General features: G+C 62.6%; 25 protein-coding genes and 1 pseudogene. 12 read left to right on the top strand and 14 right to left on the bottom strand.

The window, feature by feature from the left end:
• Nucleotides 1-157: 157 nt before the first annotated feature.
• Nucleotides 158-964 (bottom strand): alpha/beta fold hydrolase, encoded by an 807-nt coding sequence (locus F2P47_RS13620; RefSeq protein ID WP_185681117.1) that lies wholly within the window; start codon nt 962-964, stop codon nt 158-160.
• Nucleotides 965-1,155: 191 nt separating this feature from the next.
• Here F2P47_RS13620 and cysE point away from each other — a divergent pair, with 191 nt between their 5' ends.
• On the top strand, nt 1,156-1,995 hold the full coding sequence (gene cysE, locus F2P47_RS13615; RefSeq protein ID WP_152216923.1) for a serine O-acetyltransferase: 840 nt from the start codon (nt 1,156-1,158) through the stop codon (nt 1,993-1,995).
• A gap of 10 nt (nt 1,996-2,005) precedes the next feature.
• On the opposite strand, the gene F2P47_RS13610 is transcribed toward cysE, so the two are convergent.
• Nucleotides 2,006-3,292, bottom strand: a complete 1,287-nt coding sequence (locus F2P47_RS13610; protein ID WP_152216922.1) for an NAD(P)/FAD-dependent oxidoreductase — start codon at nt 3,290-3,292, stop codon at nt 2,006-2,008.
• Between the two features lie 8 nt (nt 3,293-3,300).
• Nucleotides 3,301-3,585 (bottom strand): hypothetical protein, encoded by a 285-nt coding sequence (locus F2P47_RS13605; RefSeq protein WP_152216921.1) that lies wholly within the window; start codon nt 3,583-3,585, stop codon nt 3,301-3,303.
• A gap of 124 nt (nt 3,586-3,709) precedes the next feature.
• Here F2P47_RS13605 and F2P47_RS13600 point away from each other — a divergent pair, with 124 nt between their 5' ends.
• Together F2P47_RS13600 and F2P47_RS13595 are read left to right on the top strand one after the other, a co-directional pair.
• A complete protein-coding gene (locus F2P47_RS13600; protein ID WP_152216920.1) occupies nt 3,710-4,510 on the top strand; it encodes an SDR family oxidoreductase in 801 nt (266 codons plus the stop codon).
• 84 nt (nt 4,511-4,594) lie between these two features.
• Nucleotides 4,595-4,807, top strand: a complete 213-nt coding sequence (locus tag F2P47_RS13595; RefSeq protein WP_152216919.1) for a DUF3126 family protein — start codon at nt 4,595-4,597, stop codon at nt 4,805-4,807.
• Between the two features lie 11 nt (nt 4,808-4,818).
• On the opposite strand, the gene F2P47_RS13590 is transcribed toward F2P47_RS13595, so the two are convergent.
• Nucleotides 4,819-5,583 carry a hypothetical protein gene (locus F2P47_RS13590; RefSeq protein WP_152216918.1) on the bottom strand — a complete coding sequence of 255 codons (765 nt, stop codon included), beginning with the start codon at nt 5,581-5,583 and terminating at the stop codon, nt 4,819-4,821.
• A 267-nt stretch (nt 5,584-5,850) separates the two neighbouring features.
• Here F2P47_RS13590 and F2P47_RS13585 point away from each other — a divergent pair, with 267 nt between their 5' ends.
• Nucleotides 5,851-6,162, top strand: a complete 312-nt coding sequence (locus F2P47_RS13585) for a DUF6949 family protein (RefSeq protein WP_152216917.1) — start codon at nt 5,851-5,853, stop codon at nt 6,160-6,162.
• 3 nt (nt 6,163-6,165) lie between these two features.
• Here the strand turns inward: F2P47_RS13585 and F2P47_RS13580 are convergent, their stop codons facing one another.
• A complete protein-coding gene (locus F2P47_RS13580; RefSeq protein WP_152216916.1) occupies nt 6,166-7,221 on the bottom strand; it encodes a hypothetical protein in 1,056 nt (351 codons plus the stop codon).
• A gap of 62 nt (nt 7,222-7,283) precedes the next feature.
• Nucleotides 7,284-9,245, bottom strand: coding sequence for a PhoX family protein (locus F2P47_RS13575; protein ID WP_152216915.1), 1,962 nt, complete (start codon nt 9,243-9,245; stop codon nt 7,284-7,286).
• A 131-nt stretch (nt 9,246-9,376) separates the two neighbouring features.
• Between F2P47_RS13575 and F2P47_RS13570 the strand changes: the two genes are divergently transcribed.
• The 3 genes from F2P47_RS13570 to F2P47_RS13560 all read left to right on the top strand — a co-directional run bounded on the left by F2P47_RS13570 (nt 9,377) and on the right by F2P47_RS13560 (nt 11,894).
• Nucleotides 9,377-9,907, top strand: coding sequence for a gamma carbonic anhydrase family protein (locus F2P47_RS13570; protein ID WP_152216914.1), 531 nt, complete (start codon nt 9,377-9,379; stop codon nt 9,905-9,907).
• A 34-nt stretch (nt 9,908-9,941) separates the two neighbouring features.
• Entirely contained in the window at nt 9,942-10,739 is a 798-nt protein-coding gene (locus F2P47_RS13565; RefSeq protein ID WP_152216913.1) for an enoyl-CoA hydratase/isomerase family protein, read from the top strand.
• Nucleotides 10,740-10,817: 78 nt separating this feature from the next.
• Complete coding sequence (locus F2P47_RS13560) at nt 10,818-11,894, top strand: catalase family protein (protein WP_152216912.1); 1,077 nt, start codon at nt 10,818-10,820, stop codon at nt 11,892-11,894.
• 13 nt (nt 11,895-11,907) lie between these two features.
• Here the strand turns inward: F2P47_RS13560 and F2P47_RS13555 are convergent, their stop codons facing one another.
• Together F2P47_RS13555 and F2P47_RS13550 are read right to left on the bottom strand one after the other, a co-directional pair.
• Nucleotides 11,908-12,333, bottom strand: a complete 426-nt coding sequence (locus F2P47_RS13555; RefSeq protein ID WP_152216911.1) for an FKBP-type peptidyl-prolyl cis-trans isomerase — start codon at nt 12,331-12,333, stop codon at nt 11,908-11,910.
• 167 nt (nt 12,334-12,500) lie between these two features.
• The gene (locus tag F2P47_RS13550; protein WP_152216910.1) at nt 12,501-13,217 is read right to left on the bottom strand and encodes a hypothetical protein; all 717 of its coding nucleotides are present in this window, start codon (nt 13,215-13,217) and stop codon (nt 12,501-12,503) included.
• A gap of 212 nt (nt 13,218-13,429) precedes the next feature.
• On the opposite strand from F2P47_RS13550, the gene F2P47_RS13545 reads away from it, so the two are divergent.
• On the top strand, nt 13,430-14,206 hold the full coding sequence (locus F2P47_RS13545) for an enoyl-CoA hydratase-related protein (protein WP_152216909.1): 777 nt from the start codon (nt 13,430-13,432) through the stop codon (nt 14,204-14,206).
• Nucleotides 14,207-14,334: 128 nt separating this feature from the next.
• Here F2P47_RS13545 and F2P47_RS13540 read toward each other — a convergent pair whose 3' ends face one another.
• The 4 genes and pseudogenes from F2P47_RS13540 to F2P47_RS13520 form a co-directional block, all read right to left on the bottom strand.
• On the bottom strand, nt 14,335-15,132 hold the full coding sequence (locus F2P47_RS13540; RefSeq protein ID WP_185681116.1) for a transglutaminase-like cysteine peptidase: 798 nt from the start codon (nt 15,130-15,132) through the stop codon (nt 14,335-14,337).
• Between the two features lie 337 nt (nt 15,133-15,469).
• The gene (locus F2P47_RS13535) at nt 15,470-15,973 is read right to left on the bottom strand and encodes an RT0821/Lpp0805 family surface protein (RefSeq protein WP_152216907.1); all 504 of its coding nucleotides are present in this window, start codon (nt 15,971-15,973) and stop codon (nt 15,470-15,472) included.
• A gap of 80 nt (nt 15,974-16,053) precedes the next feature.
• Nucleotides 16,054-16,667, bottom strand: a pseudogene (locus F2P47_RS17955) (crotonase/enoyl-CoA hydratase family protein).
• Nucleotides 16,668-16,830: 163 nt separating this feature from the next.
• Nucleotides 16,831-17,439 (bottom strand): PilZ domain-containing protein, encoded by a 609-nt coding sequence (locus F2P47_RS13520; protein WP_152216904.1) that lies wholly within the window; start codon nt 17,437-17,439, stop codon nt 16,831-16,833.
• A 289-nt stretch (nt 17,440-17,728) separates the two neighbouring features.
• Here F2P47_RS13520 and F2P47_RS13515 point away from each other — a divergent pair, with 289 nt between their 5' ends.
• A complete protein-coding gene (locus tag F2P47_RS13515) occupies nt 17,729-19,372 on the top strand; it encodes a choline dehydrogenase (RefSeq protein ID WP_152216903.1) in 1,644 nt (547 codons plus the stop codon).
• A 67-nt stretch (nt 19,373-19,439) separates the two neighbouring features.
• On the opposite strand, the gene F2P47_RS13510 is transcribed toward F2P47_RS13515, so the two are convergent.
• Nucleotides 19,440-20,123 (bottom strand): PAS domain-containing protein, encoded by a 684-nt coding sequence (locus tag F2P47_RS13510; protein ID WP_185681114.1) that lies wholly within the window; start codon nt 20,121-20,123, stop codon nt 19,440-19,442.
• Nucleotides 20,124-20,466: 343 nt separating this feature from the next.
• On the opposite strand from F2P47_RS13510, the gene F2P47_RS17725 reads away from it, so the two are divergent.
• From F2P47_RS17725 to F2P47_RS13495, 3 genes are all read left to right on the top strand, one after another.
• Nucleotides 20,467-21,471, top strand: coding sequence for a hypothetical protein (locus F2P47_RS17725; RefSeq protein ID WP_185681113.1), 1,005 nt, complete (start codon nt 20,467-20,469; stop codon nt 21,469-21,471).
• A gap of 382 nt (nt 21,472-21,853) precedes the next feature.
• Nucleotides 21,854-23,272 carry an MATE family efflux transporter gene (locus F2P47_RS13500; RefSeq protein WP_152216900.1) on the top strand — a complete coding sequence of 473 codons (1,419 nt, stop codon included), beginning with the start codon at nt 21,854-21,856 and terminating at the stop codon, nt 23,270-23,272.
• A gap of 439 nt (nt 23,273-23,711) precedes the next feature.
• Complete coding sequence (locus tag F2P47_RS13495; protein ID WP_152216899.1) at nt 23,712-24,065, top strand: hypothetical protein; 354 nt, start codon at nt 23,712-23,714, stop codon at nt 24,063-24,065.
• A 60-nt stretch (nt 24,066-24,125) separates the two neighbouring features.
• On the opposite strand, the gene hfaB is transcribed toward F2P47_RS13495, so the two are convergent.
• On the bottom strand, nt 24,126-25,202 hold the full coding sequence (hfaB, locus tag F2P47_RS17950) for a holdfast anchoring protein HfaB (protein ID WP_281349293.1): 1,077 nt from the start codon (nt 25,200-25,202) through the stop codon (nt 24,126-24,128).
• Nucleotides 25,203-25,298: the final 96 nt, after the last annotated feature.

Below are 25,298 nucleotides of genomic sequence, written 5' to 3'. Positions count from 1 at the left end.
TTGCTCAACCCGCCCGAGAGGGCATAATCATGCCAAGGCTCTAATCCCCCGTGGGGGAAACTTCAGTGGCACGTCAGTTGAGACAAGCGACGGGACAGGCTTAGGCTAATTACACTAGATGTCACGGGGGACGGATTGGGGGCAGTCAAACACAATTTTACGGCTGATCACCCTTCAGAAAGCGGATCATCGCCGGGAATGCCTCGCGGTCCTGCAACATGAAAAGATGGCCGCCCTCGAAAAGGCGCAGCTCCGAGCTGCGAATGCGGTTTGCCATTTTCGCCACTGTCGCAGGCGGCGCGATGCCGTCATAGCGTCCGGCGCAGACGAGGGTGGGGCAGCGGATTTGGTCCAGCCGGTCCCATGTGTCGTGCTTTGCACGCGCTTCGAGCTGGCGGTGGCGGCCAATGGCCGTGCCCGGTTCGTCCGCATAAGGATCGAGGCTCGCGAAGCTCACCATCGCGTCATAGGCGGCGGGATTGGCCTTGGCCCAGGCCCCGTCATGCCGCGTGTCGGAAATCGGGATCATGTGGCGGGCACGCTCCTCGCCTTTCAGGTGCTCGATCGTGTGGAAGGGGAATGAGGCGCCGCCTTCGCCCCCCGGCGTCGTGCAGCAAAGGACGAGCCCCTCGACCATGTGCGGATGATTGATCGCAAGCTCCTGCGCCACCATGCCTCCGAAGGAGACGCCGATGACCATGGCCGAACCCCAGCCGATGGCATGCATGAGCCCGGCGGCGTCTTCTGCATATTGAGCCATGGAATAGGGGCAGTCGGGCTTCGTGGTCTGGCCAAGGCCCCGCTGGTCATAGGCGAGGGTGTCGAAATGCTTAGGCAACGGTCCGTCGAAGACATTGGGCTTCATGCGGAGGTCGCCGCCTGTACCCGAAATAAAGAGGAGGCGGGGCCCTTGCCCATGCCGGTCGTAGTGGATCTCGATGTCGCCGACTTTTGCGAAGGGCATGGAGCGCTTCCCCCTTATATTCCGTTCGACTCGAACCATATCACCTGGGGACAGGGAGGTAGCTGGGGCGCTTTGTCAGTTCTTTTATAGAACTATCCACAGACCCTTCCATGTGCTAGTTTGCCGCCCCGGTAATGTGAATTGGGGGCTCAGGTCATTGGCCGGGCCACGGATGAAGGAAGGAGCGCCGCATGTCGAAGCCGGTGGAACGCAATTATGCGGATGCTCTGGCCGTTTGCGATCCGGTATGGGAGCGCATGCGCAACGAAGCGCAGGAGATGGCGCAGAGCGAGCCCGCGCTTGCGAGCTTTCTCTATGTGACCGTCCTCAATCATCGCCAGTTCAATGCGTCGCTGACCTATCACCTCGCGCAGAAGCTCGGGAACACGGAAATCCGTGCCATGCAGCTCCGCGAGATTTTCGACGACGCTCTGAAGGCGTCTCCGGAAATCGGCGAGGCGGCGCGGGCCGATATCGTTGCCTATTACGAGCGCGATCCGGCATGCCACTCCTATGTACAGCCGCTTCTCTTCTTCAAGGGCTACCACGCGCTGCAGACGCACCGCATCGCGCACTGGCTCTGGACGCAGGGCCGTCGCGCCATGGCGCTCTACCTGCAGAACCGTATCTCCGATCTCTTCGCGGTGGATATTCATCCGGCGGCGAAGATCGGTCGCGGCGTCTTCATCGATCATGCGACCGGCATCGTCATCGGCGAGACGGCGGTGGTGGACGACGACGTCTCGATGCTGCATGGCGTGACGCTGGGCGGCACCGGCAAGGAAACGGGCGATCGCCACCCGAAGGTCCATCGCGGTGTGCTCATCAGCGTTGGCGCGAAGGTGCTCGGCAATATCCAGATCGGCGAATACAGCCGCATCGGCGCGGGCAGTGTCGTGCTGCACGATGTCCCGGCGCATTGCACGGCTGTTGGCGTTCCGGCGAAAATCGTAGGCTGCGCGGGCTGCGACAAGCCGAGCCACGAGATGGATCACATCATCGGCGAAGACGAGAAGGGCGCGGGCGTTTAACTCGCTCGCCCTACGGCAGCCGATCCTTCAGCGTGTACCACCACACACCGGCCAGAAGCCCCGGATAGCGCAGCCATGTGCCGCCGGGGAAGTTCGGCACCTTGATGTCCACCATCCAGTCGAACCGCTCGGCCTGTCCCGCGACGGCCTCCGCGAGAAGCTTGCCTGCCAGCGTTGCGAGGTTGATGCCCTGACCTGAATAGCCCTGCGCGTAAAAAATGTTCGGCGCGATTCGCCCGAAATCCGGGATGCGGGGCATGGTGATGGCCAGTGTGCCGCTCCACGCATAGTCGATGCGAACATCCTTCAATTGCGGGAAGACGCGCAGCATCGGCTTTCGCACAAAGGCAGCGAGGTCGCGCGGCAACCGGCCCGAATAATTCTCGCCGCCGCCGAAGAGCAGGCGGTGATCGGCGGAGAGCCGGTAATAGTCGATGACGAATTTCGTGTCCTGCACGCCGACATCGTCGCGGATGAGTGCTCGTGCACCTGCTTCGCCCAGAGGCTCTGTCGCGAGGATGAAATTGTTGACCGGCATGATGTGGCCCGCGATGCGGGGTACGAGATTGCCGAGATAGGCATTGCAGGCGAGCACGACATGGCGTGCCGTGACGGAGCCTTCGGCAGTCGTCACGCGGGCAGGGTCCGTCTTCGCGATGTCGGTGACGCGCGAGTTCTCGAAAATACGAACGCCCTTGGCTGTAGCCGCGCAGGCGAGCCCCAGGCAATAATTCAGCGGATGGAGATGTGCGCCGCCCATGTCCAGAATGGCACCGAAATAGCGCTTCGTGCCGACCATCTCGTGGACTTCATCGGCCGGCACGTAGCGCAGCGTGGTGACGCCATATTCCCGCTGCATATGCTCGACTTCGGCGCGAAGCTCCGGCGCTTCGCCCTCTTTCCATGCCGTGTGAAGAATGCCCGGCTTCAGGTTGCAGTCGATGGCGTTGTCGGCGATCAGGCCTTTAACGGTGGCGACGCTGTCGACGGCGAGCGACCAGAGACGATGCGCCCATTCTGGGCCGAGCATCGTCTCCAGCGTTTGCTGATCCTTGCGATGCGTCGTGCCGAGCTGGCCGCCATTGCGGCCCGATGCGCCCCAGCCGACACGCTCGGCCTCCAGCACGACGACCGAAAATCCGCGCTCCGCGAGATGGATTGCGGTGGAAAGGCCCGTATAGCCGGCGCCGATGACACAGACATCTGCCGTTTCGGCTCCGCGGAGAACCGGATGCGGCTCAAGGCCCTTCGCGGTGGCGACGTAGTAGGAGGAAGCAGGATGTCCTTGCGGCGGCATGTAACCTCTCAGGCGATTTCGAAAACTTTTTCCTCATGCGAGTCGGCATGGACATCGTTGATGTCGATGCAGGCTTCCCAGGGAACGGAGTCGCGCATTTCCTCAAGGCCCTCAGCATCGTCCCATTCGGTGTAGAAGGCGACCGACTTGCCGTCGGTGCCGGTGAGAATGCGGGCATGGCGAAGTCCCGCGGGCGGTGAGCGGTCGAGCTCACGTTCCTTGTAGGCGCGGAGCTGCGTCAGAATGTCGACAGGTTTCGAGGTCTTGTAGAAAAGCAGGTAGGCGACGGCCATGACGGGTCCTGATGCGTGTTGTTTGATGCTCTATAGCATGGCTCGAGCCCGCTTTCCTCCTTTGCGGAAGCGCGCGGACAGGCCAGAATGCATAAAAATCATAATCGTCAGACGGGAGAGTTGAATGGGACGGGTGACAGGCAAGATCGCCATCGTGACGGGTGCGGCAAAGGGTATCGGCGCGGCGAGCGCGAAGGCGCTGGCGCGGGAAGGCGCAAAGGTCATCTGCACGGATCTCGACGAGACGGCGGGCGAGGCGGTCGTCGCCGAAATTCAGCGCATAGGCGGCGAGGCCGTCTTCATGCACCATGATGTTTGCGACGAGGGCCAGTGGGAGCGCGTGACGAAACTTGCGGAAGACCGCTATGGCGGGCTTCACATCGTCGTCAACAATGCGGGCATCGCGCCGGAGGGCGGACCAATCGAGGACAAGTCGCTCGAAGACTGGCGCCACACCATTGCGGTTGATCTCGACAGCGTTTTTCTCGGCTGCAAGCACGGCATCCGCACCATCAAGAAGACGACCGCCAAGGGCGCGTTGGGATCGATTATCAATATCTCGTCGATTCTCGGCCTCGTCGGTTCGAGCAATGCGGCCGATTATGTGGCGGCGAAGGGGGGCGTTCGCCTGCTCACCAAGGCGGCGGCGCTCGAATGCGCGGACGCAGGCTACCGCATCCGCGTGAACTCCGTGCATCCGGGCTATATCGACACGCCGATGGTGCGCAACGTGGCGGAAAAGGGCATGCCGGGCCTTGCTCAAACGGGCAATGAGGTGATCGCGCTGCTCACCATGCTGCATCCGATCGGACGCCTCGGCGTCGCCGATGAAATCGCCAATACCGTGCTTTTCCTTGCGTCCGACGAATCCTCCTTCACCACCGGCGCTGAACTTGTGGTCGATGGGGGCTATACGACCCGTTGAAGATGGTTTGCGCGAGGGCCCGCGAGCGGTTAAAACCTCCGCCACGCGGGCCTTACGCCGCAAGGACAATGATTGGAGACGGATTTGGACAAGACCGAAATCAAGCGCATTGAGGCTTATCTGCGCGAGAAGTTCCGTCTTCCTTCGATCACGGTCACGAAGCGGCCGCAGAAGGACGACTCCTGCGAAGTGAACATCGGTGACGAGTTCATCGGCGTGATCTTCAAGGACGAGGAAGACGGCGAGGTTTCCTACGCCTTCCAGATGGCGATCCTGGACATCGACCTGCCGGAGTGAGGCTTGGAGCCTCAATCCGTTATCGTGCCTTCGAGGCCGTTGGGAAGTCCCGGCGCCTCGAATGATGTGACAAGCCGGACCATCAATTCGTCGATCCGGCGCCATTCCGCCAGACGCGCGCGCTTGTAGCGATAGGTGAGGGCGAGGTTTCTCGTCAGCAGAAGGCTGCGCGTGCAATTCGGGCTCTCGACCAGCGCCGTCTTTTGCTGGCAGGTGATGAGAATGAGCCTGCCATCGTTGTCGGTGCCGACAAGCAGATCTTGGTCCCGGTAGCCTGACTCGCGCTTGAAGCTGAATTTCTCCAGTCCCGTGCGGTCCTTTTCCGCCACCGTCGAGGCGAGGTATTTCGTATAGACCTCCTTCAACCGGCGTTCGGCGGGGAGCATTGCGCCCGCTTCAAGCAGCGTGAAGAAGACGACTTGCGCCTCGGGCGTGTTGTCCGTGAATTCGGCCTGCCGCTCCGGCGAATAGGGCGCGAAGTCGGGGAGCAGCGCATGCATGGCGACTTCGGCCTGCCGGCCGCCGCCGCGCTGCGAGGGGTAGCGTGTGTAATTTTCAGGGATGAGGAAGCGGGTGCCGCCGATGACGGCCTCGATGCGCCGCGTCGCCGCGCTCGCCTTCGGATCGCGGCCGAGGAGTTCGGCGGGCGTCGGGCCGAAATAGTAATAGAGAAAGATGCCGGAAAAGATCAGGACCCCGAGCGCGACCAGCAGGGGCAGAATCCAGGCCGGGCGTTCGTGAACCAGTTCCCCGCCTGATTGCTTCTGTCGCGCCACTCAACCTACTCCTTCGGACCGCCGGGTTTGCCACCAGTGTAGCGACGGCGCATTGCTGGACAATGTCTGTCTCGCCTTGGAACAAGGCCGCGGCACAAAGCGAAACGAATAGCCGCTCGGCGCTTCCGACCTTCATCTAAACCACTGACTTGCAAAGATTTTATTGCCATCCATCCCGACGGGCCGGCTGGTACGGGCCTTGCGGATAAGGGCTCGACAATGGTGGGGCGCCCGCAGGAGCGCTGGGCAGGGGTTTGGGGTCAGGGCATGTCTGAAAGTTTGGCTTTCTTCTTTTCTGTGGCAACGGGTTTCGTCGCGGCGGGCATTACGGGCAGCGTCTATCGCATCGTGACCAGCAAGCATCCGAGCTTCCAGGTCTGGTCGGATACGACCATCGGGAATGTGATGGGTGTGGCGACGCTGATTTTCGCCGGGCCGAACGTGATCCTTCGCAACGCCTTTCGCGCCCAGGTTTTCGAGAACCGCCCGCCCGTCTGGCTGCTTTTCTCGGCCTGCCTCGCGATGATCTGGAGTTTCATCTCGGGCGTCTTCGTTCTGAGCCTGATTTTGGCGGCCTGAAGGTCAAGCTGCCCGACGGCGCCTGAACCTTCGGCGGAGCGAGCCGACGAAGCCGGCGCCGACGGCGGCGATGAGCGCCCAGGCCCAGCCTGCCGCCCAGAGGATCAGATTGGCCACCGTCTTGAAGGCGCGCAGGCTGGTCTTTCCTGTCAGTTCGATGATGCCGCGTGTCTTCGTGCCGAGCTTGCCGCTCATCTTGGTGATGTGGGCGAGGTCGTCGCCATTCTCCACATATTTGAGCAGGCGCACGGTTTCGGCCGGGCCGACGCTTTTCTCAAGCGCCGCGACATCCTTGAAGACGGGGGTGAGCCGGGCCATTGAAACGCCATTGGCGTAATCCGCAATCGCGTGGCGGGTCGCGGCGCTGTCGGTGAGGTTCACTTCCTTGAGCGTCCGCCCGAGCCGCTCGAAATTGACCGCCTCGCCGAGCATGCGCGTCAGGTCGCGCGTGAAGCGGATAGTGAGCGTTCCGGCTTTCTTCGAAATCTTGATGAGCGATACGCCGATCTTCGCAGGCAGAGCGCCGCCGCCGGTCGCGATGGTCGCGGTGGTGGCCGCGAGGCCGACGACAGAGAGGCCGAGGACGAACTGCGAATATTCCTGGCCATTGATGAGCTTCGTGCCTTCCGAGCCGATGTCGCGCACATCGCCAATGACGGTGAGGTCGGAGGTGATTGCGCCCATGAACGAGGCCGTGTCGCTGCCTTCGCCGGTGACGAAGCCCTCGAAGAAACTGCCCGTGTTCCGCATGGCGGTGCTGGTGAGCGTCTTCTCACGTGCAAGGCGCGCGGCCGTGCCGGGCTCAATGGTCGCGCCCATATAGTCGGCGATGTCGGCATACATGGTCGCGTCGTCAAAGTTGCCAGCGTCGAGTGCCTTGTCGATGCGGCGGCTGAGGTCCGAGCCGCTCGTTGCCTGCGTCAGCTCCGCGCGAATGAAGGGATCGGCAGGAACGGCATCTTCCGGCACGTAAGCGTCGAGATAGCCGTTCTGATAGGCGAAGATGAAGAGGACGGGGGCGAGGAGGAGGAAGATCAGAACGTCAAAAAACAGCTTCATGCCCGCCGCGCCCCAGTCATTTGCCCCGGCCGAGATTGCGGCATTGGCGGGGGCTGCGCAACCTATCCCCCTATGGGGCCGCCATTCTTCTCGCGAATGGCGACGACGGAGGGACGCGGCGGCATGCCGGGCGTGAAATCCGGCCAGCGCGTTGCCGGGTCGTCGAAGGTCGAAGCGCGGTTGAAGCCTTGGAAATCCTTCGTCCCGTCAGCGCCGGGATGCTGCACGGCGACGAAAAGCGTCTTCGAATCCGGGGTGAAGCATGGGCCGCACATTTCCGCGCCCACGGGTACGCGGAAGAAGCGGCGCGAGGTGCCGCGTCCCGCACCGTCGGTTTCGAGCGCGAAGATGCCGTCGGCGGCGCCGGAGGTTTGGCTCCACTCAACGCCCTGATCGGTTGCCACCCAGAGCCGCCCCTTGCCGTCCACCGCGAGATTGTCGGGACAGGCGAACCAACCGTCAGTGCTCGTCGCCGCGTTCCACTTCGCCTTTTCCTCGGGTTTTGCCGGGTCGCCACAGGTGACGAGGAGCGTCCATGAGAAGCTCTCCGCGCCGTGGTCGCCGCCCTTGGGCGTGATCTCGACGATCTGCCCCCAGAGGTTATCCGCGCGTGGATTGACAGTGTCGATCTCGTCCGCCGTGCGCTTGGAATTGTTGGTGAGCGAGACATAAACCTTGCCCGTGCGCGGGTTGGGCTGCACGTCTTCAGGCCGGTCGAGCGGCGTGGCGCCGAGAATGTCCGCCGCGCGACGCGCCTCGATCAGCACGTCCGCCTGCGAGGAAAAGCCGTTTCCGGCGTTGAGCCCGTTCGCGCCATAGACGAGCGGTCTCCATGTGCCGGAACCATCTTCCTCGAAACGGGCGACATAAAGCGTACCCTCATCGAGGAGGTCGCGATTGGCGGCGCGGTTCTGCGGATCGACCTTTGCCGAGGTAACGAACTTGTAGAGATATTCGAAGCGTTGGTCGTCACCCATATAGATGGCGAGGCGGCCATCCTTCGTCGTCGCATTCTCGCAGCCTTCATGCTTGAAGCGGCCAAGCGCGCTGCGCTTGCGTGGTGCGGCAGCGGGGTCGAGCGGATCGATCTCGACCACCCAGCCGAAGCGATTGGCCTCGTTCGGTTCCTCGTTGATGTCGAAGCGTTTGTGGAAGCGCGCCCAGCCCATCTTGTCGCCGGGAATGCCCATGCGCTTGTAGTTCCCGGCCTCCGGATGTCCTTCGAGCTTGCCCGCGAAATAGAGGTTCACATTTTCTTCGGAGGTCAGGTAGCTCCCCCAGGGCGTTATGCCACCCGCGCAATTGTTGAGTGTGCCGAGGACGCGGATTCCTTCCGGATCGGCGGAGGTTTTGAGGCGTGCATGGCCTGCGGCGGGGCCGCTGATCCTGATTTCGGTGTCGAGCGGCGTGATGCGTCTGTTATAGACGCCCGCAGCGACCGGCGCCCATTTGCCGTCCGTCCCCCGCGCGATCTCGACAATCGAGCAGCCATGCGCGGCGATAGCAATGTCCACCTGTTCCGCGCTTGCCGCTTTTACATCGGCGAGACCGGGGAACATCAGCAGTGCATTCGTATATTCGTGGTTGACGCAAAGGAGCCCCCGGTCGCTCGCGCCGGAGCCGTAGGGCAGGGGCACGAAGCCCACATAGTCGTTGTTGTAGCCGAATTGCTTGCGCTGGGCGTCCGCCGTCTGATGCTGCGGATCGAAGGCCGGCGCATCCGCGAGCACCGGGTCGCCCCAGCGGATCAGGATGTCGGCATCATAGCCCTCCGCGACATGGTGACGTTCATCGACACCTCGCGCAATTTCCTTGAAGTTGAAGCCCGGTACGGCGGCGGCGCGGTCGCAAGCTGCGAGCGCGAGGAAGCCGGTCGAGGTTGTGGCCACCAGGCCGACGCCACCCAGACCCTTCAGGATCGCGCGGCGCGACCAGAGTTCACCCAGCGTCGGCGCCATGGACCGCGCAATGGCGTCGTCGTCCGCCGTCTCAAGATCGGCTTCGAAGGACTTGCGTTGGGTCATGAGGCTCTCCGTTTATTTTGACCGAACGAGGCTATTGGGTCAGCGTTGCGGCTTCGTGACACCGCGTCTCGTATCGAGCCGCGTGGCATGGCATAGTTTGCCGCAATGAGACACCAGATTGAGGATAAACAATGGCTATCTATGCGCAGGGCGGTACGAAGCCCGTTCTCCCGCCCGAAGGCGAATACTGGATCGCGCCCAATGCGCAGGTCATAGGCAATGTGAAGCTCGAACGCAATGCGAGCATCTGGTTCAACGCCGTCATCCGCGGCGATAACGAACTGATCACCATCGGCGAGAATTCCAATGTTCAGGATGGCTCGGTTTTGCATACCGATCCGGGTTCGCCGCTTATCATCGGGGCCAACGTCACAATTGGCCATATGGTTATGCTGCATGGCTGCACCATCGGCGAGGGAAGCCTTGTCGGTATCGGCAGCATCGTCATGAATGGAACCCGCATTGGCAAGGGGTGTCTCATCGGCGCCAACACGCTGATCCCCGAAGGTAAGGATATCCCCGACTATTCGATGGTTCTCGGTGCGCCCGGCAAGGTGGTTCGTACGCTGACCGAAGAGCAGAGCGCCGCGCTGCGCCTTTCGTCCGACCATTACGTCGAGAACTGGAAGCGTTACGCCCGCGAATTGAAGATCGTCGACTGATCGGGTCGAGCTCAAAAACAAAAAGGAGGATAGAATGAGCCAGCCGCAGGAAGTCCTGTACGAGGTCTCCGAACATATCGCCACGATCACGCTTAATGCGCCGGAGCGCATGAATACGATCTCGGGGCCGATGCTCGACCAGTTGACCGAGCGCCTTCTCGAAGCCAATGCGGACAGCAATGTGCGCGTCGTCATTCTCACCGGCGCGGGCCGCGCCTTCTGCGCGGGGCTCGATCTCCGCGCCCAGACGGGCGGCGGTACGGGCATTCTGAGCGGCAGTGTCGTCTCGACGACGCTGAACGTTCGCCACACGCCGCCGACCGTGCTTCACGAAATGGAAAAGCCGACCATCTGCGCCCTCAATGGCGGCGCGGCGGGCTATGGCATGGACACGGCGCTCGGCTGCGACATGCGTATCATGGCGAGGTCGGCCAAGCTCGCCGCCGCCTTCTGCAAGCGCGGTCTCGTACCTGAATCCGGCGGCACCTGGTTCCTGCCGCGCCTGATCGGCTGGGAGAAGGCCGCCAAGCTCATCTTCACGGGACGCACGCTTTCGGCTGATGAGAGCGTCGAATGGGGCCTTGCCACCGAGGTCGTGGCCGACGAGGAGCTAATGCCTCGCGCCTGGGCGCTGGCGAAGGAAATCGCCGCAAATGCGCCGCTCGCCGTTCAAGCTGCCAAACGCATGATGCGCATGGGCCTTAACGAACCTTTCCCGGAACATGTGCATCATGTCTATCTGCAGCTTCTGCCCTTGATGCGGACGGAAGATGTGAAGGAAGGCATGACGGCCTATATGGAAAAGCGCCAGCCGAAATTCGTCGGGCGCTAGGACGGGCCCGCTTAAGGGAAGACCGTGGCGCAGGGCATCGACAGAAACACGCCTCCCCCCGCAAGGGGGGAGCGCTTCATGGGCAAGCTGTGGCTGGCCTGCGTCGTTGCCATGCTCCTTCTGGCGCGCGCGGCACACGCTGAGGGCTTCACCGGAAACTTCATCGGCACGGACTCTGCCGCCGCCATGAGCCTCAGCCTGCAGGAGGCGGGAACCCGCGTTGTCGGGCGCCTCAGCCTGCCGGATGGGCGCGTCTATTCCCTCAATGGTCAGCGCAGGGAGACTGGCGTCGAGGGAACGCTTCGTATCTCCGGCGCCGCCGACAGCGCGGCTCTCTTCCAGATCGAGCAACAGCCGACGGGACTGCGCCTCCTCTTCATTCCGGCCATGGCGGACGGCAGGCCGGCCATGGCCAATGCGCGCGTCTTTCCGTTCATTCCCGAGGGCATTTCGGTCTTGCCGCAGAGCAAATTGCCTGCACCAGCACCAGCACCAGCACCAGCACCAGCACCAGCCGTGCCTCTGCTTGCGCCCGTCGAACAGAAAGTCGATGTGCTGCGTTTCATTGATGAATACAGGCAGTGGAAACCTGCGGACGTTGCGCGCCTTTACGGGGCGCTGGGTGACCGCGACCGCGGCCTCATTCAGCTTTACGATCATGCGGCGGCGGATATTCTCTGGCGCGTCTGCGCAGCGGTGCAAGCGGGCACCCCGGTGCCGCAGCAGACTCTGGCCGATCTCCTCGACCGTCAGCAGACGACCTGTGCGGAGTTCCTGCCGCTTGCCGCAGCGGCGCAGAGGGCAGGGCTTTTCCCGGAGTTCATCAGCCGCGCGCGCTTTCAGTTCGACATCGTGCGCGAAACGATCCTCTGCAATCGTGGTCAGTCCACGCCGTCGAAATGCGCGGATATGAGCGCGCTGGGCGGGCCCATGATCGCGCGTTGGCGCGATGCCACCTCGATCATGCGGGAGTTGGCAGGGCTTCCAGACGGCGCATCCCTGCCGGCTCCGCAACAGCTTCCGCTCCGTGCCGCGATCATTGACGAGCCGGAAATAAAAACGCCGCCGCGGAGCATGTCCGCAGCGGCGTTGAAGGCTTTCGTCGAAGCGCGGCGGCGCGGCATCAGGATGCCTTTGCCGGATCCGCGCGGCTAAGGCGCCGTGCGCGTCAGCTCACCGCGACGAGTTCGATGGAGAAGGTGAGGTCCTGTCCAGCCAGCGGATGATTGGCGTCGAGCTTCACCGACGTGTCGGTGAGTTCGGTGATGACGAGCGGAATTTCCCGCCCCTCATTGTCGCTCGCCGTCAGGCGCATGCCGAGAAAGAGCTCCATGTCCGCTGGAAGTTCGGAGCGCGGCACGTCCTGCACCATGCGCGGATCGCGCTCGCCATAGGCTTCGCCGGCGGGAATGGTGAAGGTCTTGCGGTCGCCGATCTGCATGCCGAGCACGGCATTCTCGAAACCGGGAATGACGGCGGCGCTGCCAAGCGTGAATTCGATGGGGTCGCTCTCGAGGCTGCTGTCGAAGACGGAGCCGTCGCCGAGTGTGCCCGTGTAATGCACCTGTACGGTGTCGCCTGTTGCTGCTGCCACGGATATTGCCTTTCTGTGCGTGACGTCGCCGCGGCCGACCGGTTCGTCGCGCGCGGTTCATTGAAATAAAAAAGGCCCTTCAGGGGATATCCCTGAAGACCCGTTGGCCATTCGCGCAACCTAGCATCGGAAACGCCGCGGCGTCATCCGCGCAAATATGAGAGTTTTCAGAAGGGGCGGCGCCAGACGCGGCGGATCTTCGCATCGCTTTCCGGGCCGAGATTGAGCCAGGCTGTGCGGTCGCGCGTCGCGTCGACGATGAACATCGTGTCGCTCTTGCCGATGTGCATGCTGAGATCGTTGAGGAGCCCGCCCGCCGTTCCGTTGGTATTCACACACCAGACATTCGGGGCGAGCTTGTAGGCGGGCCCGAGTGACATGATCGCCTGTTCCAGCGGACCTGCGTACCGCGCCTTGATGTCCATGATGATGATGAAATTCGCCGTCTCCGGCTGGCGGCGCCTGTCCACCTGTCCCTTGGCGGAACCGTAGGAGGTCCGCTCCCGACGGCCTTCCGCGACATCTGTCTCGGGTTCGCGTTTTGCCGTCGCGTCGGAGGCGGCCGTCTGCGCAATAGCCTGTTGGGCCTGTGTTTGCGTGATGCCTGGCGTCGGCGCCGCGGGCTCCGCTTCGGGCTGGGCGCCGTCAAAGAATATCGCGAAGTCGGGAACGAGCGCGGCGCTCTGCCACGTCTCGGCGCTGGCTGGCGTGCCGTCGGGCGCAATGATGCTCTGCGCGATCACGCGGCCCTCCGCGATATAGTTCTTCATCGCGTCGAACGAGTAGGGGCCGTAGATGCGGTCGCCATATTTCAGCAGCCAGCGCCGGGACGCAGCATCTGCGTCTGCAGCTTCAGCTCGAGAATGGGAACCGGTTCCGGCCATATGTCTTTCAGTGCCGCTTCGTTTGCGTGTCGCCGACAATAATGCCGATTCGCCATACGAACGCAGCGGTAATTGCCATTTCGTCACAATAAGACGCACTCATTACCCTTGCGTCAACGTCGGGATGCTTGCTCCCCGGGAGTCGAGAGGGCAGATTTCATGCCGAAACAACGGGCCACAACGCGCCCGGCAGCCGCAAACAGGGAACGCGCATGACCACCGAACACTGCACAGCCGAACGGGAAGGGCACCTTCTGATCGTCACGATCAATCGTCCGGAACGGATGAACGCGCTTCATCCGCCGGCGAATTTCGAACTGGCGAAAATTTTCGATGACTTTGCGAAGGATGACGACCTTTGGGTGGCGATCATCACCGGCGCGGGCGAACGCGCCTTCAGCGCCGGCAACGATCTGCGCTATCAGGCGGAAGGCAACAAGATCGAGGTGCCGCCGTCGGGTTTCGCGGGTCTCACCTCGCGCTACGACCTCAACAAGCCGGTCATCGCGGCGGTGAATGGCGTTGCCATGGGCGGCGGCTTTGAAATCGCGCTGGCTTGCGATCTCATCATTACCTCGGAAAATGCGGTCTTCGCGCTTCCCGAGCCGAAGGTTGGCCTTGCCGCGCTTGCCGGCGGTCTGCATCGTCTGCCGCGCCAGATCGGCACCAAGCAGGCGCTCGGCATGATCCTCACCGGCCGTCAGGTTCCCGCGAAGGAGGGCAAGGAACTCGGCTTTGTGAACGAAGTCGTTCCGGCTTCCGAGCTTCTCGCCGCAGCCAGGCGCTGGGCGGGATTGATCATGGAATGCTCGCCCATGTCGATCCGGGCCTCGAAGGAGTCTGTCTATCAGGGCCTCAATGAAGCCAATCTGGAAAAGGCCATCAACGGCAAATATCCCTCGGTCGCAGCGCTCTTCCGCAGCGAGGATCTGATCGAGGGACCGCGCGCCTTCGCGGAGAAGCGCAAGCCGGTCTGGAAGGGCAAGTAAGGCTCATATGCCCCGATGTCGAATACCGGCCCTGTCGTGTGGGCGCGACAGGACCGGCCTCGACAGGACCGGGCCTGTGGGGGCGGACCCGGTCGTGGGGGACGTTGCGGCCGATGGGGCCGTATCTCTCAGTTCATCGCAAGCGCCGCAGTGGGCGCCTGTGAGGCGGCCGGGCGAACATCTCCGTTCGCAAGGCTGGGGCGCAGCGGCGCATTCGCCGCCGGCTTCATGCGATTGGCGGCTTCGACGAAAGGTATCGGCGCACCGAGCGGCGGTACGGTCTCATTGGAGGCGAGGCGGAAGCTCGACTGGTCGAGATTGACCCAGATATAGGGCCGCTCGCGCGACTGCTGCTTCGCCCATGTGTATGGAGCCTGAGCCCAGGACACGATCGCCCAGTTCTTGTTGTCGAGCACGTAGTCGCCCTTGTCGGTCGTCGCGACGAGAATGGCGTGACCGTCGCCGTTCCACTCGCGCACTACCGTGATGAGGAGATCGCTCGCAGGCCAGCCGCGCTCGATCAGCATCTTGCGCTTAAGCAGCGCCAGATCCTCGCAATCGCCGCCCCGCTCGTTGGGATAGGTCCAGTTCTCGACAGTGCCGTAATTGTCGATGTCCTCGATCTGCGGAATGTTGCGGTTCACGTAATCGTTGACTTCGTTGATCTGTGTCCAGCGACCGGGGGTCATCACCATGTTGGTTGGGTGGTCCGTTCCGCCCTCGCACTCCTTCGGATTGCGCAGGCAGAACGAGATGAAGCCATTGGGCGGCACGACCTGCTGACCGACGGGCATATGCAATGCCGCCATGGTCACGCCGCTATTCATCAGCATGCCGCCCGATTGGCCTATGCTCCCTGTCGACTGGCATCCCGCCACCCACAGGGCGATGCCCGCCGCCAGGGCGAGCGAATAATTCCGGTTCACGTCCACCACCCACTATCCGTCGATGCGGAACTTCCTGTTCCGCGTGTACAGAGTGGCAAAGAGGCGTTTGCCGCCGTTTAAGTGAGCGATGTGGTTTTTAATCGAATGAGAATCGTCATTGATTTAAATTTTGCTCAAATTTTATCGACTTCCGCGCGGGCGCATTCGCGCCGGCGACAGTGCTCCAATTTGCCTGAAAAAACAGGCGATTGGTGTAGCGGGTTGTGGTGGGTGTGGGGTGCGCATTCTGCTTCGCGCCCCGCACACAAAAAAGCGATGCCCGAAAAATTTTCCGGGCATCGCCAAACAGCCTTAATAATGAATGAACCCGGTGAGGTTAGCTGACGATCCTCCAGCTTCCATCCGGCTGGCGGCAGGCGGTGCCATAGCCCTGCTTGCGCTCTCCGTCGATATAGATCGTCTGCTGGAATTCGCGGCAATACTGGCCCTGTTGCGTATTGTAGCTGCGCACCGGCTTCACATCGCCGTAGGTGCCCGTATCGGGATTGTGCCAGCTCACGGGCTGGCCGCTATCGAGGCTCCGCGACGTGCTGCTGCCGACGTAGTTCTGGTCCTGACAGGAAAGCTGCGTCGCGAGGTTGTTGCCGACGAGGCCGCCTGCGAGCGCGCCGCCGATGGTTGCCAGCGTTCGGCCCGAGCCGCCACCGATGGTCGAGCCGAGAAGCCCGCCGACAACCGCGCCGCCAAGGCCGCCGATGATTCCGTTCGTACCGGTTGGGCTGCAGTCTGCACGCGCCGTGTCGGGCATGCCGACAAGGCCGATGACGAGAAGCAGGGCGAGGGGAACAAACCCTAGCCGTTTAATGGTCGGGATCAGCATGGTGCTACCTCCAGTGGGCCTGTTTCGATGGAGGCGGTTATAGCCGGCGGGCCCAGCCGCCACCACAAATCATCAATCTTCTAGCGTGTTGCACCGTCGAAAGTGCGTAAATCTTCCATAAGTGTGTCGCGAATGAGCTTCACCGTGGCGCTCCGCTCCTTCAGCTTGGTGTTACGGAAAGCCGGTTGCGGCAGCAGCGCCAGTTCGCGCGCACGGGCGAGCGCCGTTTCCCTGAGTCGCTCGGCGGGTGCCGTCTGGTCGAGGTAGCCGACGAGGGCGGCCTCCACCGGATTGTAGATGCGCGCCTGCGTCACCGCGGCAGTGAGGTGGTTCCGCGCCAGCCGGTCGCGCGCAAGCTCCACGCCGAAGATCGGCAAGGTCATCCGTATGGCGACTTCCGGCAGACCGATCTTGAACTCACCCTCTGCGCCGATCCGTGCATCGGCGGAGAGCAGCAACAGCCCGCCGCCGCCAGCGCATGGCCGGTGCAGCCGATCACGATGGGAAGCGGGTGGGTGTACATGTCGAGCATGAGCTCCGCACCTGCCGTGACGAGCTTCTGGACATGCTCCTGGCCCGAGGCCATGACCTCCAGATCGAAGCCCGCGCAAAAGCGCTTCTCGCGGCCGAGCAGCAGCACGGCCCTGGCCTCGCCCTCGGCGCGTCTCAGGCTCGCGCCGATCGCGTCGATCATGTTGTGGCCGAGCGCATTGGCCCGCCCGTCATCCATGGTCAGGACGGCGATATCGTCGATGAGTTCATATTTCAGAATTGGCTCGCCCATGTTCGTCCCCCGGCTGTCTGCGTGCGACTCGCAGTCTAGATGAGGGCAGTGGGCGCGGCGAGGGCGGAACGGTTCAGCCGAATGGGCGCGAAAGCGCGCTGGCGCGTTCGGGAATGTCGGTGAATTCGATCGCGAAGCCTTCCGGCGTATGGCGCACGATGCGGCCCTTCATGCGGCCGATGGAAACGCGCGTGCCGAGCGGCGGACGCACTTCCGTTGCCACATTGGCGCCGCCCAGCGACATGTCGACGATGCGGCAGGGGGCCGTCCGGCCGTCGGCCAGCGTCACGACGGAGCCTTCTTCAAAGCCTCCATCCTGCGGCGCATAGCGCGGGAAGTTGCGGCGGCTATCGGCATCGGGGGCAGCGGCGCCGGTCGCATAGGTATTGAGCCTTTCGGCCACGCGCTCGCGGCGCGGGCCGCTCAGCGCGGTTTCAATGGCAAAGCCGCCCTCGAAGGCGCGAACGACTGGTCCCTCGAAACGGCCGAAATCGTCGAGGTAGACGATGAGATGCGCGCCGGCAGGCACCTCCACGTCGGCGATCAGGGCAATGCCCGAAAGCGACATGTCGCGGATAACGCATTCGTGCTCCGAGCCGTCCGGGGCCAGGAAGCGGCCCTTCACGGCTACCGGAATGCGCGGGTGGCGTCGACGCTCGCTGCCTGGTTCGTCGTTCGTCATCAATTCTAGCTCGCCATTGGCGTCCGACTTGGGAGGACGTTGATCGAGCCAGAATATGGAAGCAGGGTTAATGAAAATTTATCGCAAGAGCAGGTGAAACATCTATTTTGGAGGAAAGTGGTAAATTGCGGTGCTTCTTCAAAATTGACGCTTGCGTCAGCTTTGTTGATTGCTGACAATCCACGCAAAATCCGACCATCGCAGGGAATCGGGCTGCCTCAGGGCAGTGAGAAGCGCGGCGGGGCACGAGCGCCCCGAAAAGGTCGAGTCACAGGGAAGGCCGGGAACTATGAGCTCATTCGATTACATCATCATTGGTGCGGGCAGCGCGGGCTGCGTGTTGGCGAACCGCCTGTCGGAAAATCCGGCGAACAAGGTTCTTCTGCTCGAGGCAGGCGCCAAAGACACCAATTTCATGATCCACATGCCCGCCGGCGTCGGCCAGCTGATCGGCACGGACACTGCGAACTGGTACTACTACACGGAAGGCCAGCCGCATCTGAACAACCGCAAGCTTTTCTGGCCGCGCGGCAAGGTGCTTGGCGGCTCGTCCTCGATCAACGGCATGATCTACATCCGCGGCCATGCGCGCGACTACGACCTCTGGCGCCAGCTCGGCCTGGAAGGTTGGGGTTTCGCCGACGTGCTGCCCTATTTCCGCCGCGCCGAAGGCAATGAGAATGGCGACAGCGCCTTCCATGGCGGCGAGGGCCCGCTCGGCGTCACCAATGCGCGCAAGACCAATGTGCTCTTCGACGCCTTCGTCGAGGCCGGCAAGCAGGCGGGCCACCCCTACACGGACGATTTCAACGGTCCGCAGCAGGAAGGCGTCGGCCCCTATCAGCTCACCATCAAGAACGGCAAGCGTTGCAGCGCCGCTGTTGGCTATCTGGTTCCGGCGCTGTCGCGTCCGAACCTGAAGGTCGAGGTGAAGGCGCTTACCGCACGCATCCTTTTCGAGGGCAAGAAGGCGGTCGGCGTCGAATATGTCCAGGATGGCGAGAAGAAGACGGTTCGCGCCAACAAGGAAGTCATTCTTTCGGGTGGCGCGGTGAACTCGCCCCAGACGCTGCTCCTCTCGGGCATCGGCTCGGGCGAATATCTGCGCAAGTTCGGCATCGACGTCGTGGCCGATCTGCCGGGGGTCGGCCAGAACCTGCAGGACCATCTCGACTGCACCTCCATCTATGAGTGCAAGCTGCCGATCACGCTGCACAGCCAGATGAATCTGTTCCGCCAGTTGCTGACGGGCATGCAGTACACCTTCTTCAAGACGGGTGTCGCGACCTCGAACGGTCTTGAATCGGGTGCGTTCCTCAAGACACGCCCGGAGCTCGAAGTGCCGGACATCCAGATCCATTTCGTGGCCGCGATGATGCGCGACCATGCGCGAACGAAGTCCGATCGACATGGCTTCACGGTCCATGTATGCCAACTCCGTCCGGAGAGCCGCGGTTATATCGGCCTGAAATCGCTCGATCCGGCAGACCACGCGCTGATCCAGCCGAATTACCTCGAAGCCGAGACCGACCGCCGCGTCATGCGTGACGGTGTGCGCCTCGTCCGCGATATCGTTGCGCAGCGCGCCATGGACCCCTATCGCGGGCCGGAGTTCTGGCCGGGCGCCGACAAGCAGACCGATGAGCAGATCGACAGCTGGATCCGCGAAACGGCGGAAACCATCTATCACCCGGTCGGCACGGCGAAGATGGGCAACGACCCGATGGCCGTCGTCGACAACAAGTGCCGCGTGCGCGGTATCGAAGGTTTGCGCGTGGTCGACGCTTCGGTCATGCCGACGCTGGTTGGCGGCAACACCAACGCGCCGACGATCATGATCGCCGAGAAGATTTCGGATGACATTCTGGGCCGCGCGGCGCTTGCCCCGGAACACGTGACGATCGCTGAAGATCGCCAGGGTCACGCCGCCTGATCGCAGGTTCAAGGCTGAAACAGAAAGGCCGGCGCTAGCGCCGGCCTTTTTGTTGGTCTGGTGCGGCTCACTGCTGCTCGTCGCTGAACGTGGCCGTCTTGATGAGGCGCAGGTAAGAGCGCTCGCCGCGGAGCGGCGGGCGGCGATGGGCGAGGCTCGCGATCGCTGCGCTGATAACGGGCGGCCTTTCGCGCACGATCCGCCGTGCGGCCTCAGCGGAGGGCTGGGTGAAGGCACGTTTCGGCATGCGCTCGGGATCGGCAATCTTCAGACGGTCGATCCACTGGCGCGCGAGGAGGCGATCGCCAATCCATACGCTCTCGTTCATCGGTACGGCGGCGCCGAGTACGCGCGTGATTGCGCCATTCTCCTGCGCCAGCGGCATCAGGATCATTTCGAAGGCCGCTTCGCGGTGATCGTTTGTTGAGGCCGTGTATTCGACGATGGCGACATTGCCATTGGCCGTCACTTCGACAAGCGCCTTGTCGAGGCTTTCCCGGCAATCGTCCTGCCACATGGAGAGGAAATTGTGCCCACGAAACTCCATTCCGTAGACGCTGCAAAGGCCCGTGCCGGCAAGGCGGAAGCGGTAGCTCTGCTTGTCATGCCGCTCAAGAATGAACACATGGGGAAGAAGGCGGCGGATGGCGCCCGGCTCGATCTCGCTGCGCAGCGGCGCGGGGCGGCCCGCGCGCATGACGTTCCAGTAGTCGAAGAGCGCCTGTGTCGTCTTGTGCTTCATCGCACTCATTCCCTGCCGCGCCTGTCTCGCCCGGCAGGGAAGCCCCCCCTTTGCCCAGAACGAGAATGCTAGTCCAAACTCGAAGGCGCGTCCCGTATCGGAGCAGCCTTCACGAAATCTTTTTGTGGCCTTTCGTCCCGAACGGAGACGCAAGGCGGCACGAAGTCCGTTCGCATGGGGTGGAGAGCAGAAAGCATGCCAGCACTCGCAATGCCGATCCGTTCGCCCGCGTTTCATAGTGTTTCGCTTCCGGCCGGCGGGCGAGTCCGGGACGGCACGTCTTTCGCATTGAGGGGGCCAAGGCGCCCCATTGGCGCAGCAGAACGTGCCCTTCCGGGCCAGGAGTGCAAGGATGAAACACTCGACTACCTTCGCGACGGCCGCCCTGGCATTTGGGCTGGGCCTCGGAACCTATGGCCTGTTGGGCGCGGCGCCCGCCTTTGCCGGAGCAGGCACGGATTACAGCGGTGGCTCGCAGGAGGATTGCGGTTGCCAGGAACCTTCGCCGCCGCCCCCGCCGCCTGCGGATGATTGCGGTTGCGAGGAAGGTGGCGGCGGCAGCAGCACCGGCATCATCAACAAGAACGTCAACCTCAACGAAAACAACAACTACAACAACAATCAGAACGCCAACACGAATACGAACACCAACACCAACACCAACACCAACACGAACACCAATACGAACGTCAATAATGTGAGCGTGACGGTGAACACGTCCGCATTTGCGACGGCGTCCTCGGTCGCTAACGCAAATGCGGAAACGGCGGCCAATGCCGCAAGCCGCGCAACAGGCGCGAGTAGCAGCACAGGCCGCAGCAATTCAGGCGGCAGCGGTTACGGCATCGGCAACGGTAATGGTTCGGGTGGCGGTGGCGGCAGCTATTATGTCGCCGCGCCGCAGGCGATGCCCATGGGCGCTCTCAATGTGGTTGTGCGCAACGAAGTTGTCATGAAGCCGGTCAAAGGCGTCTGCGTCAGTGCCAAGGGCCTTGAAGAAGCGGCCCGCATCAGCACGCCCTCGCTTGAAGTCGGACCGCAGGATGATGTGGAACTCTTCCGCTGCCTTTCCGGCGACATGCTCGTCGCCACGATTGGCCGCCTCGCGGGCGGTGAGGGGCGCAAGGTTGCGGATTACACCGCCGGCTACACCATCGAATGCCACGAGGGCGAGGCGCTGCGCCACGGCTCGAACGGCATGCTGGCCTGCGCACCCGCGCAGGGGCGTCTTGCGCGCGGCGACCGGCACGAGGGACGTCCGGGCTATGCGGAAGTGATGGTCCGCAAGACTGACAAGGCCGAGCAGGTCGTCAGCGCCGGTGGTGGCGCCTGGTTCTCCGGCGGTGTCGGCTACTGAGCGGCTGCGGATCGCAAAAGACAAAGGGAGAGCCATCGGCTCTCCCTTTTTTGTTGGCTCAATGGCCTCGCGGGGCCGCAGAGCCAGGCCGTCCGGTTGACTCGGGCAAATGCGAGGCGTAACCATTTCACTCCCAGCAGGCCGGGCCTGCGTTCGAGCGAGCAAATTCATGGCGAGTTCAATCAGCACCGCAGATAAGGCGCCGCACGGCGATCGCGTATCGCCGTGCGTGCCGATGACTCGCGAGGAACGCGCGGACTAACAATCCGCAGGATCCCAAGGATCGAACCCTCCCGAGCCCGATGTCCGCTCCGGAGGGTATTTTTTTGTCCGCTTCGACACCTCCATCGTTCATCGGGCTCCGCAGAACAAAGCCCGTCAAATGACCGATTCAATTCAGAATATTCAGACAACAACAGACGTTGGAGCCCATGTCGCTCCGGCCTGGAAGATCGAGGCGCGCGCGCTGTTGCGGCTTGCGGGGCCCATTGTAATTACACAGCTCGCCCAGATGGGTGTCGGTACGATCGACGTGCTGATGCTTGGCGCCTATAGCAAGGATGCGCTCGCGGCTTCGGCGCTGGCGCTCAGCATCTATTGGGCCATGTGGCTGCTCGGCATGGGGCCCGCCGTCGCGGTCGCTCCGATGATCGCGCATACCCTGGGCGAGAAGCGCTTCGCTGCCCCCGCTGTTCGCGCCAGCGTGCGCATGGCGCTCTGGGCAATCCTGCTCATATCGCCGCCGATGATGCTGCTGCTCTATTTCACTGGTGACATTCTCCTGCTGCTCGGCGAGCCCGCCAGGCTCTGCGCCGATGCAGGCGCCTTCATGCATGTGCTGATGTTCGGCCTGCCGTTCACGCTCGCCTTCAATGTGCTGCGTGGCTACACCAATGCCTTGAGCCATCCCCGGGCGGCGCTCGTCGTCATGATGCTGACGGTGGTCGTCAATGCGACGCTCGGCTATGCCTTGATCTTCGGGCATTTCGGCGCGCCGCGCATGGGGCTCCTCGGCGCGGGCTGGGCGAGCGCGCTTTCCTTCGCGTTCAGCTTCTTCGCGCTTCTCATCGCGATCCTCGTCACGCCGTCGCTTGCGAGCTATCGAATTTTCCACCGTTTCATGCGGCCTGCCTGGCCCAAGCTCGCGGAGGTGGTCCGGCTCGGCCTGCCGATCGGCATGACGATGATCTTCGAAGCCATGTTCTTCAATTCCGGAACGCTCATTATGGGCTATTTCGGCACGGAGAGCGTCGCCGCGCATCAGGTTGCGCTCAATGCCGTCGCGCTCGCCTTCATGGTGCCGCTCGGTGTCGCGACGGCGGCGACGGTGCGGGTGGGGCTCGCCGCGGGCGCGAAGGACATGCCGCGCGTGCGTCTCGCGGGTATCACGGCCTCGGTGCTCGGGCAGCTCTTCATGATCCTGACCGGACTGGCCTTCGCCGTCTTTCCGCGTCAGATCGTCGGCTTCTATATCGATGCGCATGATCCGGCTAACGTCAATGTCATCGAACACGCAATCGTCTTCCTGCGTCTCGGTGCCGCCTTCCAGTTCTTCGATGCGCTGCAGGTGACGCTCAGCCTCTCGTTGCGAGGGCTGAAAGACGCGCAGGCGCCCATGTGGATCAATGGTGTGAGCTACTGGGTCGTCGGGTTCCCGGCGGCGCTGCTCTTCGTCTTCGTGTTCGGTTTTGAAGGCGTTGGCGTCTGGATGGCCTTCATCCTGGGCCTGTTCTGCTGCGCCTCCGCCATGGTGTTCCGCTTCGCCTGGATGTCGGGGATGATCGGGTCGCGGACGCTCTAGGCGACAGTTCTGCCACAGTGGGCGGCAATTTTCCGATGCGTTCCGAATATCGGTTTGCATACGGACGACTCGCCTGTATGTTGCGCGCCATGACACACGTTGTGCGAAACTTCCATTCCTCGGCCTTTGGCCGCGAATACGTGCCCACGGGGCCCGGTCGTTTCCGCACGCGCTGATTTAGCCTGCAAACGCGACTTCAAGGGCCCCACAAACCGGTTGGGGCCCTTGTCGTTTCAGGTTCCTGCCGGTGATCACACCGCAGGAGTTCATATGAGAAATCTCAAGAGGATTGCCGAAGACCGGCGCGGCGAAATCTGCGCGCCGCCTTCACGCGCTTAACGACGAGACACGCATTTCATTCCGGCGCTTGCCGGCCCGCAAAATCATGCGTGGCCGAACGGAGACTTGTGCGCCGACAACAGGGGGAGAGACCATGCTCATGAAACAGATACATCCCGGCCCTTTGATAGCAGCAAACCCGCGCCTTGCCGCTGTCGGCACGGCGCTCGTTCTCTATCTTGGCCTTGCGTTGGCATCGGCACGCGCAGAGAGCTTCGTCGACCTGGCAGTCGTCATTCTGCCGGGCATCGAGGCTACGATGTTTGCTGCCTTCGCGGCGCTCTATCGCGATCATGTCGCGCCCCAGGCGGGGCGGCGCCACGTTGCCATCGCGCTTTTTGTCTGGTTCGCGGCGAGCCTCGCGACGCTCTGGCTCTACGCCGCGTTCACCCGCGCAGGCATTGAAGCCTATGCGCGGTTCGGCGCGCCGCCGGCCTTCGGTCCGATAAATTGAACGGAAAAGGGGAGGGCATGAGCCCTCCCCGATTTGTCGTTCCATGCACCGTCGCGTGGATCAGTTGACCTGTCCGCGCAGGCCGGCGCTATTGTCGATCGGGCTATAATAAGCGTAGGGAGATTCATCGGCTTGCGCCTTTTTGCGAACGGGTGCGGCGGGCATTGCCGCTTCCGCCTCGCGCGGGGCGTCGTCGCGCACCGGACGATGATCGACGGCATCGGGGTTCGTCTGACGATAGTCGATCTTGCCCATCGGGTCGCCCTTGGCGCCGAATTTCGCGCACTGGCTCGGGTCCACATGATAGAGCGGCACCAGCATCTTCAGGACCGCGCGTTCGACGACCGAACGCACAGCGAGCTGGATCGGCTCCATCGCGCTTTCGCCCGCACCGACGTCGAAGAGATTGCCGCCGAGGAAATCGAACACACCCGCGCTGACTTCATGGCCGACGATCTGCTTCTGGTAGGACACGAAGTCGACGACTTCCAGTGTGCGGCTGTTCACGAGGCGGAGGTCGAGGCCGATATTCATCACATAGAGCTTGCCGCCCGCATTCGCGCCCCAGCCCTGATCCGACGAGCTTGCGACGGAGGCCGAAACGCCGCCCGACCGGATGTTGAAGTTGAGTTCTGTGATGCCGCCGACAAGGTAATAGTCGCTGCCACGAATTTCGCCCGCGAAGATCTTGCGATAGTCGCCATTCGGCTGCGCGTCGCCGATGAGCTTGTTGTTCGTATATTTGAGTTCGAGCTCGGTGACGGAGGTATCGTAGCGCTCGACCAGCGGAACGCCCGCCTTCCCCAGCGCCGACATCGCCATCAATGACGCGCCCTGCGTGAGTTTGCGGCCCGAACCGTCGGCTTCTTCCTTGCCCGTATAGTCGCGAATATTGCCAACCGCGATGCGGCTCGCCTGAATGTCGCTGGGAATATGCGAGGCAAGGCAGCGCAGCGCCGAGGAGTAGGGCGTCTCGTTGCTGATGACGGGAGCGTCGCCCACCGGCGTCGTATATTGCCCGTTCGATCCCGCGCTCGGCGTGATGCAGCCGGTCAAGGCGAAGGCGATGGAGAGCAGGCCAAGCGTGCGCGCGGCCAGTCCCTTATGTGCCGATATCGACTTCACGGTTGCGAACACGATGGGTCTCCTGAGTTCCAGTTCGGTTCCAGATGGGCAGAAACCGAAGTCGAACTCATGAGTGCAACCGGTATGCCAGCAGATGTGATCTGTCTG

It is taken from the genome of Parvibaculum sedimenti, from assembly GCF_009184905.1.
Classification (GTDB): domain Bacteria; phylum Pseudomonadota; class Alphaproteobacteria; order Parvibaculales; family Parvibaculaceae; genus Parvibaculum; species Parvibaculum sedimenti.
Note: the sequence above shows the minus strand (reverse complement) of the source record. Positions and strands in the feature narration are given on the sequence as shown.

Excerpts from the sequence above, each read along its gene's own strand:
- F2P47_RS13620 (WP_185681117.1), bottom strand. The coding sequence starts at position 964 with ATGCCCTTCGCAAAAGTCGGCGACATCGAGATCCACTACGACCGGCAT.
- cysE (WP_152216923.1), top strand. The coding sequence starts at position 1,156 with ATGTCGAAGCCGGTGGAACGCAATTATGCGGATGCTCTGGCCGTTTGC.
- F2P47_RS13610 (WP_152216922.1), bottom strand. The coding sequence starts at position 3,292 with ATGCCGCCGCAAGGACATCCTGCTTCCTCCTACTACGTCGCCACCGCG.
- F2P47_RS13605 (WP_152216921.1), bottom strand. The coding sequence starts at position 3,585 with ATGGCCGTCGCCTACCTGCTTTTCTACAAGACCTCGAAACCTGTCGAC.
- F2P47_RS13600 (WP_152216920.1), top strand. The coding sequence starts at position 3,710 with ATGGGACGGGTGACAGGCAAGATCGCCATCGTGACGGGTGCGGCAAAG.
- F2P47_RS13585 (WP_152216917.1), top strand. The coding sequence starts at position 5,851 with ATGTCTGAAAGTTTGGCTTTCTTCTTTTCTGTGGCAACGGGTTTCGTC.
- F2P47_RS13580 (WP_152216916.1), bottom strand. The coding sequence starts at position 7,221 with ATGAAGCTGTTTTTTGACGTTCTGATCTTCCTCCTCCTCGCCCCCGTC.
- F2P47_RS13575 (WP_152216915.1), bottom strand. The coding sequence starts at position 9,245 with ATGACCCAACGCAAGTCCTTCGAAGCCGATCTTGAGACGGCGGACGAC.
- F2P47_RS13570 (WP_152216914.1), top strand. The coding sequence starts at position 9,377 with ATGGCTATCTATGCGCAGGGCGGTACGAAGCCCGTTCTCCCGCCCGAA.
- F2P47_RS13565 (WP_152216913.1), top strand. The coding sequence starts at position 9,942 with ATGAGCCAGCCGCAGGAAGTCCTGTACGAGGTCTCCGAACATATCGCC.
- F2P47_RS13560 (WP_152216912.1), top strand. The coding sequence starts at position 10,818 with ATGGGCAAGCTGTGGCTGGCCTGCGTCGTTGCCATGCTCCTTCTGGCG.
- F2P47_RS13550 (WP_152216910.1), bottom strand. The coding sequence starts at position 13,217 with ATGGCCGGAACCGGTTCCCATTCTCGAGCTGAAGCTGCAGACGCAGAT.
- F2P47_RS13545 (WP_152216909.1), top strand. The coding sequence starts at position 13,430 with ATGACCACCGAACACTGCACAGCCGAACGGGAAGGGCACCTTCTGATC.
- F2P47_RS13535 (WP_152216907.1), bottom strand. The coding sequence starts at position 15,973 with ATGCTGATCCCGACCATTAAACGGCTAGGGTTTGTTCCCCTCGCCCTG.
- F2P47_RS13520 (WP_152216904.1), bottom strand. The coding sequence starts at position 17,439 with ATGACGAACGACGAACCAGGCAGCGAGCGTCGACGCCACCCGCGCATT.
- F2P47_RS13515 (WP_152216903.1), top strand. The coding sequence starts at position 17,729 with ATGAGCTCATTCGATTACATCATCATTGGTGCGGGCAGCGCGGGCTGC.
- F2P47_RS13510 (WP_185681114.1), bottom strand. The coding sequence starts at position 20,123 with ATGAGTGCGATGAAGCACAAGACGACACAGGCGCTCTTCGACTACTGG.
- F2P47_RS17725 (WP_185681113.1), top strand. The coding sequence starts at position 20,467 with ATGAAACACTCGACTACCTTCGCGACGGCCGCCCTGGCATTTGGGCTG.
- F2P47_RS13500 (WP_152216900.1), top strand. The coding sequence starts at position 21,854 with ATGACCGATTCAATTCAGAATATTCAGACAACAACAGACGTTGGAGCC.
- F2P47_RS13495 (WP_152216899.1), top strand. The coding sequence starts at position 23,712 with ATGAAACAGATACATCCCGGCCCTTTGATAGCAGCAAACCCGCGCCTT.